The organism is Leisingera sp. S2M4 (assembly GCF_055398055.1).
Window position 1 is genome coordinate 2909345 of sequence record NZ_AP040861.1, and the last position, 14525, is coordinate 2923869.

16 protein-coding genes are annotated in these 14525 nt (G+C 63.3%); 7 read left to right on the forward strand and 9 right to left on the reverse strand.

What is annotated here, in order from left to right:
- The first annotated feature begins 175 nt into the window (after nt 1-175).
- The 3 genes from ACZ52D_RS14115 (at nt 176) to ACZ52D_RS14125 (ending at nt 2809) form a co-directional block, all read left to right on the forward strand.
- Nucleotides 176-1651: a leucyl aminopeptidase gene (locus ACZ52D_RS14115; RefSeq protein ID WP_464441694.1), complete on the forward strand. Its 1476-nt coding sequence runs from the start codon at nt 176-178 to the stop codon at nt 1649-1651.
- A gap of 6 nt (nt 1652-1657) precedes the next feature.
- Nucleotides 1658-2116 (forward strand): DNA polymerase III subunit chi, encoded by a 459-nt coding sequence (locus tag ACZ52D_RS14120; RefSeq protein ID WP_464441695.1) that lies wholly within the window; start codon nt 1658-1660, stop codon nt 2114-2116.
- A 195-nt stretch (nt 2117-2311) separates the two neighbouring features.
- Entirely contained in the window at nt 2312-2809 is a 498-nt protein-coding gene (locus tag ACZ52D_RS14125; RefSeq protein ID WP_464441696.1) for a CHAP domain-containing protein, read from the forward strand.
- A gap of 118 nt (nt 2810-2927) precedes the next feature.
- Here ACZ52D_RS14125 and ACZ52D_RS14130 read toward each other — a convergent pair whose 3' ends face one another.
- From ACZ52D_RS14130 to ACZ52D_RS14140, 3 genes are read right to left on the reverse strand one after another with little or no spacing between them, the layout of a single operon-like run.
- Nucleotides 2928-3509, reverse strand: coding sequence for a retropepsin-like aspartic protease family protein (locus ACZ52D_RS14130; protein WP_222453400.1), 582 nt, complete (start codon nt 3507-3509; stop codon nt 2928-2930).
- Between the two features lie 44 nt (nt 3510-3553).
- Nucleotides 3554-4174 carry a MarC family protein gene (locus tag ACZ52D_RS14135; protein ID WP_464441697.1) on the reverse strand — a complete coding sequence of 207 codons (621 nt, stop codon included), beginning with the start codon at nt 4172-4174 and terminating at the stop codon, nt 3554-3556.
- Entirely contained in the window at nt 4171-6033 is a 1863-nt protein-coding gene (locus ACZ52D_RS14140) for an ABC-F family ATP-binding cassette domain-containing protein (RefSeq protein WP_464441698.1), read from the reverse strand. The genes ACZ52D_RS14135 and ACZ52D_RS14140 overlap by 4 nt, the downstream gene beginning before the upstream one ends.
- A gap of 200 nt (nt 6034-6233) precedes the next feature.
- On the opposite strand from ACZ52D_RS14140, the gene ndk reads away from it, so the two are divergent.
- Entirely contained in the window at nt 6234-6656 is a 423-nt protein-coding gene (ndk, locus tag ACZ52D_RS14145) for a nucleoside-diphosphate kinase (protein ID WP_222453397.1), read from the forward strand.
- A 67-nt stretch (nt 6657-6723) separates the two neighbouring features.
- Here ndk and ACZ52D_RS14150 read toward each other — a convergent pair whose 3' ends face one another.
- The 6 genes from ACZ52D_RS14150 to ACZ52D_RS14175 form a co-directional block, all read right to left on the reverse strand.
- Nucleotides 6724-7242, reverse strand: coding sequence for a DUF4112 domain-containing protein (locus tag ACZ52D_RS14150; protein WP_417472284.1), 519 nt, complete (start codon nt 7240-7242; stop codon nt 6724-6726).
- Nucleotides 7235-7405: a YqaE/Pmp3 family membrane protein gene (locus ACZ52D_RS14155; RefSeq protein ID WP_222453395.1), complete on the reverse strand. Its 171-nt coding sequence runs from the start codon at nt 7403-7405 to the stop codon at nt 7235-7237. The genes ACZ52D_RS14150 and ACZ52D_RS14155 overlap by 8 nt, the downstream gene beginning before the upstream one ends.
- Nucleotides 7406-7556: 151 nt before the next feature.
- Nucleotides 7557-7904, reverse strand: coding sequence for a TfoX/Sxy family protein (locus ACZ52D_RS14160; protein ID WP_464441699.1), 348 nt, complete (start codon nt 7902-7904; stop codon nt 7557-7559).
- 82 nt (nt 7905-7986) lie between these two features.
- Nucleotides 7987-9033 carry an ABC transporter substrate-binding protein gene (locus ACZ52D_RS14165; protein ID WP_464441700.1) on the reverse strand — a complete coding sequence of 349 codons (1047 nt, stop codon included), beginning with the start codon at nt 9031-9033 and terminating at the stop codon, nt 7987-7989.
- Nucleotides 9034-9050: 17 nt separating this feature from the next.
- Nucleotides 9051-10436, reverse strand: coding sequence for a sensor histidine kinase (locus tag ACZ52D_RS14170; protein ID WP_464441701.1), 1386 nt, complete (start codon nt 10434-10436; stop codon nt 9051-9053).
- Nucleotides 10433-11098 carry a response regulator transcription factor gene (locus ACZ52D_RS14175; protein WP_369924813.1) on the reverse strand — a complete coding sequence of 222 codons (666 nt, stop codon included), beginning with the start codon at nt 11096-11098 and terminating at the stop codon, nt 10433-10435. Before ACZ52D_RS14175 ends, ACZ52D_RS14170 begins: the two co-directional genes overlap by 4 nt.
- Nucleotides 11099-11204: 106 nt before the next feature.
- On the opposite strand from ACZ52D_RS14175, the gene ACZ52D_RS14180 reads away from it, so the two are divergent.
- From ACZ52D_RS14180 to ACZ52D_RS14190, 3 genes are all read left to right on the forward strand, one after another.
- On the forward strand, nt 11205-12188 hold the full coding sequence (locus ACZ52D_RS14180; RefSeq protein WP_222453390.1) for a tripartite tricarboxylate transporter substrate binding protein: 984 nt from the start codon (nt 11205-11207) through the stop codon (nt 12186-12188).
- Between the two features lie 284 nt (nt 12189-12472).
- Nucleotides 12473-12967, forward strand: coding sequence for a tripartite tricarboxylate transporter TctB family protein (locus tag ACZ52D_RS14185; RefSeq protein WP_464441702.1), 495 nt, complete (start codon nt 12473-12475; stop codon nt 12965-12967).
- 1 nt (nt 12968) lies between these two features.
- Nucleotides 12969-14486, forward strand: coding sequence for a tripartite tricarboxylate transporter permease (locus tag ACZ52D_RS14190; RefSeq protein WP_222453388.1), 1518 nt, complete (start codon nt 12969-12971; stop codon nt 14484-14486).
- Nucleotides 14487-14525: the final 39 nt, after the last annotated feature.

The following is a 14525-nucleotide window of genomic DNA, read 5'->3' on the forward strand; positions in this document are numbered from 1 at the left end:
GATCCTGCCATTGTTGTTTTGCCGGACCTTAGTGGATTTGCTGCGCGGGGAAAACTGCATTCTGGGGTTGATGCGAGATCCGCGCAGGCTCTGGCCGAAGCGAGGTCTGGTCAAGCGCGACCGCGCGCGATAGCTGTTTGCTCAACAAGCAACCGACCCAGCAGGAGAACGTGGCATGAGCAGCCTCACCCCGATCCGTTTTGCAGACTATGACCCCAAGGCCCTGTCCGGCATGACCGGCCGTGTTGCGGTGCTGGTCACGCCCGAGGGTAGCATGGATCAGGCGGCGCGGACCGCCAACCGGTTGAGCAAGGGCGCCATTGCCCGCCTGATCGAATCGGACGGTTTCAAGAAGGTGAAATCCGGGCAGGTTGTCTCCATTACCTGGCCCGCCGGGATGCAGGCTGAAGCCTTGGATGTGTTGGTGCTGTCGCGCAAGCTGACCCCGGTGGAGGCGCGCAAGGCCGGGGCCAAGCTGGCCTCGGTGGCAGCGGGCAAGCCACTGACGGTGATGGTCGGAAATATGAACAAGGCGGCGGATTTGACTTTGGGGATTGCCCTGCGTGGCTACGAATTCGAAAGCCACAAGACCGCCACCGACGAGGCACCCCGGGCCGAGGTGACGATTGCCAGCAAGGTGCCGTCCGATTTGGAGGCGACCTGCGCGCCGTTGTTGGCCGTGGCCGAGGGCGTGCATATGACACGCGATCTGGTCAACGAACCGGCCAATGTGCTGACCACCACCGAATTCGCCCGTCGGATCGACGAGATGAAGGCCATCGGCCTGGAGGTCGAGATCCTTGAAGAGGCGGACCTGGAAAAGCTGGGCATGCGCACATTGCTCAGCGTCGGGCAGGGGTCCGACAGCCCCTCCAAGGTTGCGGTGATGCAGTGGAACGGCGGTGCCAAGGATGCCGCCCCGCTGGCGCTGGTCGGCAAGGGCGTGGTGTTCGACACGGGCGGCATCTCGCTGAAGCCGGCGGGTGGCATGGAAGACATGACCATGGACATGGGGGGCGCCGGCGTTGTTGCCGGCACCATGAAGGCGCTGGCGCTGCGCAAGGCCAAGGCCAATGTGGTGGGCCTGGTCGGACTGGTCGAAAACATGCCATCGGGCAATGCCATCCGTCCCGGCGACGTGGTGAAATCAATGAAGGGCGACACGGTCGAGATCATCAACACCGACGCCGAGGGGCGATTGGTGCTGTGTGATGTGCTGTGGTATGCGCAGGAACGTTTCAAGCCTGCGGCCGTGATCGACCTGGCGACCCTGACCGGTGCCATCATCATCGGTCTCGGGCACGAAAATGCAGGCGTGTTTTCCAACGATGATGCCCTGTGCAACGCTTTCCTCAAGGCCGCAAATGCGGAAGGCGAGGGCGCCTGGCGGATGCCCCTGGGCAAGGCCTACGACGATCAGTTGAAATCGCGTATCGCCGATATGAAGAATGTCGGTGGCCGCCCCGCCGGCTCGATTACCGCGGCACAGTTCCTGCAGCGCTTCATTCAGGACGGTGTGCCGTGGATTCACTTGGATATTGCGGGTGTGGCCTCTGTCAAATCGGACACCGATTTTGCACCCAAGGGCGCAACCGGCTGGGGAGTGATGGCGCTGAACCGTCTGGTCTCGGACAAGTTCGAGGCGGAATAATCACGCATGGGGGCTGCCTATTTCTATCACCTGACGCGCGCGCCGCTGGAGGAGACGCTGCCGGTGCTGCTGGGCAAGGCCCGCGGCGTCGGATGGCGGATCGCGGTGCGCGGGCGCGATCCGGAGCGACTGGCCTGGTTGGACGATTGCCTGTGGCAGGGGCCTGCTGACAGCTTTCTGCCCCACGGCCTGGCGGGTGGCCCTCATGATGCGTTGCAGCCGATTTTGCTGACCACGGCTGCCGAGGCGGCAAATGCGCCAGACTGCGTGATGGCGGTGGACGGTGCCGCCGTCAGCCCGGAGGAGGTGCAGAGCCTGCAGCGGGTGTGCATTCTTTTCGATGGGACCGATCCGGACGCCGTCCAGCACGCGCGTGTCCAGTGGAAGTCCCTCACCGACGCGGGCTGTTCTGCCCAATACTGGTCCGAAGAAAGCGGGCGGTGGGAGAAAAAGGCGGAAAAATAGCGCCTCCGCCCGATTGGTCGGCGAGTTTTCGCCGGTTCCTCACGGGATTGTTTCAATTGTGCAGGAATTGCTCGCGTGAGCGTGCAACCCACAGTATGCCTGCTGCCAGTAAGGCTGGGACAAGTCGATCACGAGGGACGGATGAAGGTACGAGGTGTTCTTGGGCGAGCGCGCCTGACATTTGTGGCTGGCGCAATGTTGCTGACACTTGCGAATTGCGCGGACATGCAAAGCGGCTCGGTCAGTCGCGCCGAAGTGGACATGGAACGGCTGACCTTTGCAGTCGACGTGGCGCAGACGATGCGGTCCAAGGGCCAGAGGGTCTGGTGTGTACCGTTCGCCCGCAACGCCAGCGGGATCGAGATCTACGGCAATGCAAGAACCTGGTGGAACCAGGCCAAAGGCCAGTACCAGCGCCAGAAGACGCCGCATACCGGTGCGGTTATGGCCTTCACCGCCACAAGGTCCAATCCGCTGGGTCACGTGGCTGTCGTCTCCGAGGTCGAAGGGCCGCGTCGGATTCGGGTGAACCACGCCAATTGGCGCCGGAACCGGGTGTCTCTGGACATGGCAGTGGTGGATGTGTCGAAGAACAACGACTGGTCCGCCGTGCGTCTGGAAAGCAACCCCGGCGCACTCGGCCGGGTCTATCCGGTGACCGGCTTTATCCTGCCGCCCGCCAGCAAGGGCTGAACCGACCCGGCGCTACATGGCTGCGGGGCGGTGGCAACACTTGTCTCCAGCTACTTCAGGCAAAGGTGTCTGCTTCCAGCGCCGTCTTGGGGCTGGAGTCGCGGCTGACCGGCGGCGGTCAGCGGGTCAGCACCAAAGCGCCATTGCGGATCTCGATGCTGGACCAGCGTTGCAGATAGCCCATGCCAAGCAGGGATTGCTCCAGCTCGCCCTCGTTCACCCAGACGCGCAGATTGCGATCGGTGATGCCACCCAGTGAAATCTCGTCAATCCAGACCGAGGCGGTGCGCACCTCGCCGTTGGCGGTTCGCGCGCGTCCAAGATAGGCGAGGGCCTTGGTGTCGATGCCCGCGCGCTCTGCATCGCGCTCATTGAGGACAACCTGGCTGGCACCGGTGTCGACTAGGAACTCGACCGGCGTGCCGTTGACCTCGAGGGTGAGGTAGTAGTGCCCATCGCGCGAGCGTGGAACTTCGACGCGGCCAGTCTCTTGCGCGACGCTTTGCTGCGGGCGCACGGTCTGGCGGATGTCATCCCACAGCCCATAGGAGGCAATGACGCCGAGAAAAATGAAGATCCAGACCGCGAACATTTGCGCGGCCTTCCCAAGGGAGTTGCGGTTCTGGACAAAGACCCAGGACCCGACCGCAACAAGCAGGATCACCAGATAGATAACTCGTCCGATTTCATAGTCGCCCATCGCGGCACCTCCCCCTTGTTATGTAGGTGGGCAGGGCGGTGGTGCTAGGCTGCAAAACCATAAGCGCGCAGTCCGTCGAGGACGAATTGCACCGACAGGGCGGCCAGCAGCATGCCCAGAAGCCGGGTGACCACGGTGATGCCGGTCTTGCCCAGCAGGCGTTCGAACAGGCCGGAAAACAGGCACATCACCAGCAGGATTGCCAGCACGCAGACAACAACGCCCATGACCATTGCGAAACCGGCGAACCCCGGTTGCTGGCCGGTCAGCAGGATCACCGTCGCAATCGAGCCGGGTCCGGCGATCAGCGGGATCGCGAGTGGAAAGACCGAAGGGTCGTCAATGTCGTCGTCTTCACTGCGATCTTCGCGTCGCTTGTTACGGCGTTCAAACAGCATATCCAGCGCCGTCAGGAACAGAAGTACGCCCCCGGCGATACGAAAGGCGGGCATGGAGATGCCGACGAAGCCCAGAACCGCCTCGCCAAGAGCTGCAAACAAGGCCAGCAGAACCGCGGCGATGACGGTGGCGCGGATCGCGATGCTGCGACGTTGGCGCGGGGTCATGCCTTGGGTCAGCGCCAGGAAGATCGGTGTCAGCCCGATCGGGTCGACAATGACGAACAGGGTCACGAAAGAGGTGATCAGGAATGCGGTGTCGATCATTGCGCCTCGGCCTGCTCCAGCTTTTCAAGGGCGTCCATCCACAGGGTCTCCGCCCGGGCCAGCGCCTCGATACATTCGGCATGTTTCTTCTGCCAGGTCTCGATGTCGGCTGCTTTGCCCGGCTCGTACAGGCTAGGGTCGGCCAGCTTTTCGTCAAGCTTTTCACGCATGTCGGTCAGCTTTTCCACACGCGCTTCGGATTTGCGCACCTCTGCGCGCAGCGCCAGAAGCTGATCGCGGGAAGCCCGTTTCGGTTTGGCGGTCTTGATCGCCTCGGCCTCGGCCTTGGGGGCAGGTTTGTCCCGTGCCAGCAGCAGCGCGCGGTAGCTTTCCAGGTCGCCGTCATAGGGTTTGACCGTGCCGTCGGAGACCAGCCAAAGCCGATCCGCCACCAGGCTCAGCAGATGCATGTCGTGGCTCACCAGGATGACGGCGCCGGAGTAGGCTGTCAGCGCCTCGACCAGGGCCTCGCGGCTTTCGATATCCAGGTGGTTGGTCGGTTCATCCAATATCAGCATATGCGGTGCGTCGATCGTCGCGAGCAGCAGGCTGAGCCGGGCCTTCTGGCCGCCAGACAACCGCCGCACCTCGGTCTCTGCCTGGGCAGCCCCAAGGCCGAAACCCGCCAACCGAGAGCGCCACCGGCCCGGGGCTTCCTCCGGGCGAAGGCGGCGCAGGTGGTCCAACGGGGTTTCATCCACATACAGCTCATCAACCTGGTGCTGCGCGAAATAACCGATACGCAGTTTGGAGGACCGCGTCATCGAGCCAGCCATCAGCGGCAGACGGTCCGCGAGAAGTTTCGAGAGGGTCGATTTGCCCTGACCGTTCTTGCCCAGCAGGGCGATCCGGTCGTCCTGGTCTATGCGCAGGTTCAGCCGTTTCAGGATTTCGGTGTCCCCATACCCGGTGACGCCCCCTTCGATCTGGATGATCGGGGGCGACATCTCCTCCGGTTCGGGGAAGGTGAAGGCGCGCAGGGCGGCTTCCTGCGGGGTGGTGATCGGCTTCATCTTGGCGATCATCTTGAGCCGCGATTGCGCCTGCACCGCCTTGGACGCCTTGTAGCGGAAGCGGTCGACAAAACTTTGCAGGTGCGCGCGCCGCGCCTCCTGCTTCTTGGCCTCGGCTTCGGCCACCGCCAGCCTGGCGGCGCGGGTTTCGGCAAACGTATCGTAGTTGCCCTGATAGAGCGTGAGCTTCTTGTCTTCCAGATGCAGGATCGCGCCCACAGCCCGGTTCAGGAGGCCCCGGTCGTGGCTGACGATCAGCACCGTATGCGGGTATTTGGCCAGGTAGCTCTCGAGCCAGAGCGCGCCCTCGAGATCCAGGTAGTTGGTGGGCTCGTCGAGCAGCAAAAGGTCCGGTTGGGAAAACAGCACCGCTGCGAGGGCCACCCGCATCCGCCAGCCACCGGAAAAGTCCGAACACGGGCGCTGCTGGTCGGCATCGTCAAATCCCAGCCCCTTCAGGATCGAGGCAGCGCGTGCTTCCGCTGACCAGGCATCGATGTCGGCCAGCCGGGTCTGGATCTCGGCAATACGGCCGGCGTCCGTAGCGGTGTCCGCTTCGGCCAGCAGTGCGGCGCGCTCGGTGTCGGCGGCCAGCACCGTATTCAGCAGCGACACATCCGACGAAGGCACCTCCTGTGCGACACCGCCGATGCGGGCGCGGGAGGGCAGGGTGATGCTGCCGGATTCCAGCGCCAGCTCGCCCCGGATGATGCGGAACAGCGTGGTTTTACCGGTGCCATTGCGCCCGACCAGACCGACCTTGTGCCCGGTGGGAATATTGGCGCTGGCGCCCTCGATGAGCGGGCGGCCTTCGACCGAATATGTGATGTCCTGAATGCGTAACATGAGCAGCGGTGTGGCGCAGCCGTCGGGGGCTGTCAATCGGCCTGCCGCCTTGGGCGGCTCGAAAATCTTGTACCAAGATGCGCGCGTGCGTGTACGCGCTCTGAAAACATCTTCCCAAGCGCGCCAAGCCATGTTAGGCGGCGCGCGGAGTTTCCGGCCCAGGGACATCCCCCGCGGCCCATCAATCAGGAGAATGCCAAATGGCTCTGGAACGCACTTTCTCGATCATCAAGCCCGATGCAACCCGCCGCAACCTGACCGGCAAGATCAACGCCAAGTTTGAGGAAGCCGGCCTGCGCATCGTGGCGCAGAAGCGCATCCACATGACCAAGGAACAGGCTGGCAAGTTCTACGAAGTGCACGCCGAGCGCCCGTTCTACGACGAACTGTGCGAGTTCATGTCCTCCGCGCCGGTTGTCGTGCAGGTTCTGGAAGGTGAAAACGCTATCGCGAAGAACCGCGAAGTCATGGGTGCGACCAACCCGGCAGACGCCGCACCGGGCACCATCCGCGCCGAGTTCGCCGAGTCCGTTGGCGAGAACTCCGTGCACGGCTCCGACGCTCCGGAAACCGCTGCTGCGGAAATCGCATACTTCTTCTCCGGCATCGAGCTGGTTGGCTAAGCCATAGACGCTGGCTGATTTCAGCTGGTTTGAGGGGGCTGCAGCTTTGGCTGTCAGCCCCCTTTTTTCATCGATCCAATGTGCGGCTCAGCGGATGCTGCCAAGCCGGACGATTGCGCGGCCTCCCACGGTGGTGCATGCCGACATAAGAGGGCGCCATTTTCAGCTCGCGCGGCGGCGTGAGGCTGGAAAAGGGTTTGCGACCCAAGCGCTTAGGAAGCGGCTCCTTTGGCGGTGTTTCCTCGAGGTGGCGGCGCAGGAGGGCCGTGTTGCGAGTATTTGCCTTCCACGCCACGTCGAACAGGTCACCGACCAGCGGCACCGACCCGATGAGGGCATCGACACCGATATTGGCAGCCATCCGCGCCAGTATCGGGGCGGAAGCACCCATGCGGTAGCCGGAGTAGAGGATGTATCCGGCAGGGATCAGGGCGACAGCGTCGCCGACGCCGGGCACAAGCCCGGCAATGCTGTCCCAGCCAATCCGTACCCCGAGTACGGGGATACGGAAGGCGCGATCCATACGCTGAGCAAGACGATCCAGGGTTTCGAGCTTGCGCTCCTGAAGGGGGCTAAGGTCAGACATGTTCAGGTCTCCTCGCGATGATCCAGACCGCATGGACGATACCGGGGATGTAACCCAGCAGAGTCAGCAGAATGTTCAGCCAGAAATGTTTGCCCAGACCCACTTGGAGGAACACGCCAAGTGGCGGCAGAATGATGGCGAATATGATACGGATCAGGTCCATGCCGGGTCTCCTTGCTTCGCGTTGCACTCGTCAGGACAACGATTGAAACCGGCAAAAGGTTGCATCCCGGACAGAGGCGGCCCTTGGGGCTGGCTGGAGAGAGGCGCTGAGAGAAGGGCGACAGGCCGCGGCGCGGGCAGTCACCTGCCGTTCAGAGCGTCTTCAGATCGGCGACGCTGGCCCGCACGCCAATGGCGTCGAGTTCTTCCAGGAATTTGCTGTCGTGCTGCGGGCGGGCCTCGGCCTTGATCGCGTCAAAGCGTTTGCGCAGCTCTTCTTTTTCTCTGCCCTTGCAGTCATTCCACGGGCGTCCCTGCAGGGCCATGACCAGCGCGTAGTAACCGATGAAATGCGGCCGCGTGCCACTGCGGAGCAGGCGTGCGTAGGCGGCATCGGCACCGATTTCGCGCAGTTCCTCGGCCGAGTGGATACCCGCGGCGCGGCAGGCCTCTTCATATGCCGGGCCAAGGTTGCGAATGCTGGAGATCGGAGTGTTCATGGTTTGTTTCTATCGCGTCGCGCAAGGTTTGTCACCCCAAGATGTCTGCATGTGGCCGACTCCGGTCTCGCTATCTGCCACCTCAGCGCGGCGTTCCCTCTTTGCGCACGGCGCTGAACCACTCCGCCATGAAACGGCGCCGTTTCTGCGCATCGAGATAGACCAGCAACCCGGGGCCGAGGTGAATGGGTCGATGTCCGCTGGTGGTGTCGGTCAGGGATTCCGGCGGCGGGCTGAAGGGAAAATCCTCGGCAAGCGGGCGGGACCAGCCGGCGGTCACCAAGTGATCAACGAAGGCCTCTGCGCGTTTTGGCTGAGCGCCGCCGCGCAACAGTACCGCCGAGCGCATCATCAGATGGGTATAATCGACCGGATCCACGACGATGATCTTGTCGGCCAGATCCTTGCGCGCCCGGGCATAGCTGCCAAGGACGTTGTAGGCGACCAGAATGTCACCGGCGGCCACGCTTTCGATCATGGCGGCGGAACAGCAGAACAGCTGCGGGCGCAAGCTGCCGATCACCTCCATCAGCCGCCAGTAGGTTTCCGACGTGCGGGCATCCTGGGTGGCAAACAGGTAGCCCAAGCCACTGAGGGACACGTCATAGGTGCCCACTTTGCCGCGAAAACGCTCAGGTTTGGCGCGCAGCAGGGTGACCAGATCCTGCCGGGTGCGGGGAACCTCCTGCTCCTCGAACCCTTTGGTGGAAAAGACGATCGAGGCCGGTTCCATCGAAAACGCAAAGACATGGCTGCGCCACTCGCCCCAGGGGGGGATACGTGCGGTCGCGTCTGACTGGTAGGGCCTTGTGTAACCGTCATTGGCAAGCTTGGTCTGCAGATCCATCGCGGAGGAGAGTGCGACGTCAAACTGGTGCTCGCCCTCCAGGATCGCTTTCATGACCTGACTGCTGTTGGCCACGGTATAGTCCACCGCGGTCCCCGGGTTGCGGCGCAGAAAACTGTCGATCAGCGGTGCAAGAATATGCGTGTCGGTGGTCGAGATGACCCTCAGCGGAACGCCGTCCGCCGGGCCGATCCATCGGTGTTCTTCGATTTCAAAGCTGCGAGCAGGCTGGGCGTGGACGAACAGAAACAGCGCCAGCAGCAACTGGGTCGCTAAGGTCATCAACTTCTGCAGGTGCTTCATGGGGCTGGAAAACACAGGGTAACGCATGCGCCTGCTCCTGTTTCGCAATTCTTGATGAGGAGTTGGCCCGCGTGTGCCTCTGCAACCTCGCGGGCGATGGTCAGCCCCAGGCCGGAGCCAATGGTGTCGCGGGCATTGGCGCCCCGCACAAAGCGTCGGGTCAGTGCTTCGGTGTCCTCCTTGCCAAAGCCGCCAGCCTGGTCTTCGACCGTGATCCGCGCGAGGCCATCACGGGTTTCCACCCGGATCCACACCTGGCTGTCTTGCGGCGAATACTTGATGGCGTTGTCGAGGATATTGCGCACCGCGTTCTGGATCAGAATGCCGTCGCCGCAGGCGCGAACATCGGTTTCTGCGGCGAAGTGCAGTGTGATTTCCTTCATTTCTGCAACCGGTTGCAGCCTGTCGGCAAGCTCGCGGGCCAAGGCCGTCAGGTTGATGTCATCCTGCTCCAGGCTGTCGGTGCGAAAGGAGACCATGGCGTGGTCGAGAAGCTGCCCGGCGGCGCGCGAGCTTTCGTCGATGGCGCGGATCATCTCGCGCAGACCCACCCGGTTGGCCTCCTTGTCGACCCGCATCAGCATGACCTCGGCCTGGGTCCGGACGGTGGCCAGCGGCGTGCGGACGCGGTGGGCGGCCTCGGCGATGAAATCCTCGGACCGGCTGAGCGACGTCTGCAGGCGGCTGATGAAGGTGTTCAGCGAGGCCACCAGCGGGGCCATTTCCGAAGGCACCGGACGCGTCACCGGGCGCAGGTCCTTTGGGCCGCGCCGCGAAATCGCCGCAGTCAGCGCGCGCAGCGGCGTGATGCTGGACTGCGCGGACCAATAGGCCAGCGCCGAGGCGAGCAGGAAGAAGGCCACCCCCAGGTGAAGCGCCGAGCGGAACAGCTGGCTGAGCTGCACGTCCTGCCCGGTGCGGGTCTGCGCCACCGAGACCTGCACCAACACCGGTGCGCCGCTGACGGCCAGTCGCCGCGACAGAGTGACCACACGGATGCTCTCCTCCTTGTATTCGGCGGTCTGGAACAGCGGCTGGGCAACCTGGCCGGTGGAGCGGCCGACGGGCAGATCGGCATAGCCAGTCAGCAGTCGCCCGGCAGTGGTAATCCGGTAAAAAACCCTGTCGTCGCTGACATTCCCCAACATCGACAGTGCCGCGTAGGGGATGTCGGCGGTGATTTCGCCAGACTGTACGGACACCGAATCGAGGATCGAGCTGGCCGAGGCCAGCAGGATGCGGTCGTGGCTTTCTTCTGCCACGTTGCGCACGAACCCCAGCACCGCAAAGAACAACAGCGCGGCCAGCAGCGCCGCGCTGCCCACCAGCTGCAGCAGCAGGCGGCGGCGGATCGAGCCGCTGACATTGACGGTGCCGCTCATTCCAGCGACAGCCGATAGCCGAGGCCGCGCACGGTGGTGATTTGCGCCGAGGACCCCGCCAGATGCTTGCGCAGCCTTGCCACATAGACCTCGATCGCATTCTCCGAGACGTCCTCGTCATAGGAAAACAGCCGATCAACCAGCTTGGCCTTGGAGAAGATCTGGTCTGGAGCGTTCAGGAAGACCTCCAGCAACCGCAGCTCCCGGTTGCGCAGGGTGGCGGATTTTCCGGCCACGGTCAGCGTGCCGGCCATCGGGTCGAATTCCAGATTTCCGAATCGCCGGATGTTGGAGCTGACCCCGCCGCGGCGCCGCAGCACCGCCCGACAGCGCGCCTCCAGCTCGGCAAAATCGAATGGTTTGGTGATGTAGTCATCGGCGCCCAGATCCAGCATGCCGACCCGGTCGGAAATCTCGGAACGGGCGGTCAGCACAATCACCGGGGTTTCCTTGCGGTGGTCGCGATGGTCTTTCAGAAAGCTGCGGCCGTCGCCATCCGGCAGCATAATATCCAGTAAAATCAGATCGTAATCCGTGGTGCCGACAAAGGCGGTCGCGGTGGAGACATCGGCGGCGTGGTCCACCACATGGCCGTCCAGGCGCAGCCGGTCCAGCAGGGCGCTGGCCAGGCTCTCGTTATCCTCGACCAGAAGAAACCGCATGCCGGGTGATCCTTTCCTTACGCGCCGTGACAGGTTTGTGTCAGCTTGCTGTGTTCCCTTTCAGTCATGGGCGGCAAAACCGCGCTTTGTCAAATGGGAGGACATAATGACGAAATTTACCCTTACACGCCGGGTGGCGATGGCCGCGGCGGCGGCGGCACTGGCATTCGGCAGCCCGCTGAAGGCGGCAGAGCAGGTGGTTGACAGCATCCACTTCCTGATCCCCGGCGGCGCTGGCGGCGGCTGGGATGGAACCGCGCGCGGCACCGGTGAGGCGCTGACCAAATCCGGACTGGTGGGCAAGGCATCCTACGAAAACATGTCCGGCGGCGGCGGTGGCAAGGCGATCGGCTACCTGATCGAAAACGCCGACAGCAACCACGGCACCTTGATGGTGAACTCCACCCCGATCGTGATCCGCTCGCTCACCGGCGTGTTTCCGCAGAACTTCCGTGACCTGACGCTGGTGGCAGGCACCATCGGTGACTACGCAGCGATCGTGGTGGGCAAGGACAGCCCGATCAATTCGATGGAAGATCTGCTGGAAGCCTATCGGGCAGACCCGCGCGGCACGGCCGTTGGCGGCGGCTCGGTTCCGGGCGGCATGGACCACCTGGTTGCAGCGATGGTGATGCAGGCCGCGGGCGAGGATCCGACGGCGGTGAAATACATCCCCTACGACGCGGGCGGCAAGGCGATGGCAGCGTTGCTGTCGGGCGAGATCGCAGCCCTGTCGACCGGTTTCTCCGAGGCAATCGACCTGGCCAACGCGGGCGAGGTGAAGATCATCGGCGTTACCGCGGATGAGCGTGTCGACAGCTATCCGGACGCACCGACGATGAAAGAGCAGGGGCTGGACACGTCCTTCGTGAACTGGCGCGGCTTCTTCGCGGCACCGGGTCTGCCCGAGGACAAGCTCGCCGCCTATCAGGAGGCGCTGGCCAAGATGTATGACACCCCCGAATGGGAAGAGGTCCGGGCGCGCAACGGCTGGGTCAACATCCACAACTCGGGCGATGATTTCCGCAGCTTCCTCGAGGAGCAGGAAAAGGTCATTGGCGATCTGATGAAGCAGCTCGGCTTCCTCTGAGCGCCCACCCTGACGCTGCCGCGGCATGCGGGGGCATTGCCCTCGCGCTCCCGGGGTATTGAAAGCAAAAGGAAGGCGAGGCCTGGGCCTCCCTTCCGAGGATAACGGCACTGCCTTCCCCGTGTACGGCCCTTGGCTCATCAGCCTTCGCCGCGGGGCACGTCCCGCAGGCCATGGTTCACAGACCCTTTCCTATTGCCGAAAAATCTCCCGGGGGCCGCGTGCTCCGCGCGGCGGGGACTACGCTCCCCGCCTGATCGAAACATCCACCACAGGAGCCGCAAATGGCACTCGACCGCTGGATTGCCCTCGTCATCCTGATGATCTGCCTAGCCTATGGCTATGCAGCCTTCTTCACCATGGACGCGGGGCTGCCGCCGTTCATGAAACACAACCCGATCTGGCCCAGCACCTTCCCCAAGGTCCTGTCGGTGATGGCCATTCTGGCCGCACTGTTCATCCTGCTGGGGTTCGAGAAGGGCGCCGACGAGCCCAAGCCGATGGACATCAACTACCGCCGCCTGGCGGATTACAACCTGGGCCAGGCGCTGATGCTGCTGGGGCTGATGGTGGCCTATGCGCTGCTGCTGCGTCCGGCGGGCTTCCTGCCCTCGACCGTGGGCTTCCTGGTGCTGGGCGCCGTTGCGCTGGGCGAACGCAAGCTGCACATCCTGCTGCCCGTTGCCGCCGCTGCGGCCGGTCTGGTCTGGTATCTGGTGCAGGTGGTCCTGGGTATTTTCCTGAGCCCCTGGCCCGCATTTTTCATGAACGGAGGCTGACATGCTCGAAGGTATCATGATTGGCCTGGGAACGGCCTTCTCTCTTACAAACCTGTTGATGGTGATCGGCGGTTGCCTGATCGGCACCTTCATCGGCATGCTGCCCGGCCTTGGGCCGATGTCGATCATCGCCATCATGATCCCGGTGGCGATCTCCATCGGTGATCCCTCTGCCGCGCTTATCCTGCTGGCGGGTGTCTACTACGGCGCGATCTTCGGCGGCTCGACATCGTCAATCCTTATCAACGCGCCCGGCGTGGCCTCAACCGTGGCGACCAGCTTCGACGGCTACCCACTGGCGCGTCAGGGCAAGGCGGGTAAGGCGCTGACCGTTGCCGCCATTGCCTCGTTCTCCGGTGGCACAATCGGGGCGATCCTGCTGATGATCTTTGCCCCTGCGCTGGCCAGCGTGGCGCTGCTGTTCCATTCGGCCGAGTATTTCGCGTTGATGGTTGTGGGCCTGTCGGCGATTGCCGCCTTTGCTGGCTCCGGTCAGGTGGGCAAGGCGCTGTTGATGACGCTGCTGGGGCTGATCATGGCCACGGTGGGCGAGGGCGCACTGTTCAACATGCCGCGTTTCACCATGGGCGTCATGGACCTGCAGTCCGGCTTTGGCTTCATCACCCTGGCGATGGCGATGTTCGCTCTGCCGGAGGCGATGTACCTGGTGCTCGACCCCTCGCGCTCCAACACCGAAGGCGGCAGCAACGAGATCAAGGACCTGCGCATCACCCGCGAAGAAGCCAGGGCGATCACCCCGGTAATCGGCCGCCAGTCGATACAGGGCTTCCTGATCGGCGTGCTGCCGGGGGCAGGGGCCACCATTGCCTCCTTCCTGGGCTATGCGGTGGAACGCAACATCGCCTCCAAGGAAGAGCAGGAGCAGTTCGGCAAGGGATCGGTCAAGGGGCTGGCGGCGCCGGAAAGCGCCAACAATGCCGCCTGCACCGGGTCTTTCGTGCCGCTCCTGACGCTGGGCATTCCCGGCTCTGGCACCACGGCGATCCTCTTGGGTGCGCTGATCGCGCTGAATGTCTCGCCGGGGCCGCGGCTGATGGTGGATGAGCCGCAGATCTTCTGGGCGGTGATCATCTCGATGTATCTCGGCAACCTGATCCTTCTGATCCTGAACCTGCCGTTGATCCCCTATATCGCCAAGGTCCTGGCGGTGCCGCGCAACTACCTGATTCCCTTCATCCTGTTCTTCACCCTGATGGGGGCCTACATCGGCCAGAACAACGCCACGGAGCTGTTGATCCTGGTGGGACTGGGGATCTGCGCCACCGTGCTGCGCTTTGCCGACTATCCGCTGGCACCGCTGCTGATCGGTTTCATCCTGGGGTCGATGCTGGAGAACAACTTCGCCCGCTCGATGCAGCTCTACGATGGGCTCGGCTTCATCCTCGAGCGGCCAATGACCGTTGGCCTTCTGGGGCTGGCAGTGATCCTGGTGGTGCTGCCCAGCTACCGTGCCAGACGGGCACGGCTGCGCGCCAAGGGTGTCGCAGACGCAGACTGAAACAGAAAATGGAAGGCGAAAGCCTTCCATTTTTCTTTC

Bases quoted from the DNA above. Each gene is read 5' to 3' on its own strand.
- ACZ52D_RS14115 (WP_464441694.1), top strand. From the start codon at position 176: ATGAGCAGCCTCACCCCGATCCGTTTTGCAGACTATGACCCCAAGGCC.
- ACZ52D_RS14120 (WP_464441695.1), top strand. From the start codon at position 1,658: ATGGGGGCTGCCTATTTCTATCACCTGACGCGCGCGCCGCTGGAGGAG.
- ACZ52D_RS14125 (WP_464441696.1), top strand. From the start codon at position 2,312: ATGTTGCTGACACTTGCGAATTGCGCGGACATGCAAAGCGGCTCGGTC.
- ACZ52D_RS14130 (WP_222453400.1), bottom strand. From the start codon at position 3,509: ATGGGCGACTATGAAATCGGACGAGTTATCTATCTGGTGATCCTGCTT.
- ACZ52D_RS14135 (WP_464441697.1), bottom strand. From the start codon at position 4,174: ATGATCGACACCGCATTCCTGATCACCTCTTTCGTGACCCTGTTCGTC.
- ACZ52D_RS14140 (WP_464441698.1), bottom strand. From the start codon at position 6,033: ATGTTACGCATTCAGGACATCACATATTCGGTCGAAGGCCGCCCGCTC.
- ndk (WP_222453397.1), top strand. From the start codon at position 6,234: ATGGCTCTGGAACGCACTTTCTCGATCATCAAGCCCGATGCAACCCGC.
- ACZ52D_RS14150 (WP_417472284.1), bottom strand. From the start codon at position 7,242: ATGTCTGACCTTAGCCCCCTTCAGGAGCGCAAGCTCGAAACCCTGGAT.
- ACZ52D_RS14155 (WP_222453395.1), bottom strand. From the start codon at position 7,405: ATGGACCTGATCCGTATCATATTCGCCATCATTCTGCCGCCACTTGGC.
- ACZ52D_RS14160 (WP_464441699.1), bottom strand. From the start codon at position 7,904: ATGAACACTCCGATCTCCAGCATTCGCAACCTTGGCCCGGCATATGAA.
- ACZ52D_RS14165 (WP_464441700.1), bottom strand. From the start codon at position 9,033: ATGACCTTAGCGACCCAGTTGCTGCTGGCGCTGTTTCTGTTCGTCCAC.
- ACZ52D_RS14170 (WP_464441701.1), bottom strand. From the start codon at position 10,436: ATGAGCGGCACCGTCAATGTCAGCGGCTCGATCCGCCGCCGCCTGCTG.
- ACZ52D_RS14175 (WP_369924813.1), bottom strand. From the start codon at position 11,098: ATGCGGTTTCTTCTGGTCGAGGATAACGAGAGCCTGGCCAGCGCCCTG.
- ACZ52D_RS14180 (WP_222453390.1), top strand. From the start codon at position 11,205: ATGACGAAATTTACCCTTACACGCCGGGTGGCGATGGCCGCGGCGGCG.
- ACZ52D_RS14185 (WP_464441702.1), top strand. From the start codon at position 12,473: ATGGCACTCGACCGCTGGATTGCCCTCGTCATCCTGATGATCTGCCTA.
- ACZ52D_RS14190 (WP_222453388.1), top strand. From the start codon at position 12,969: ATGCTCGAAGGTATCATGATTGGCCTGGGAACGGCCTTCTCTCTTACA.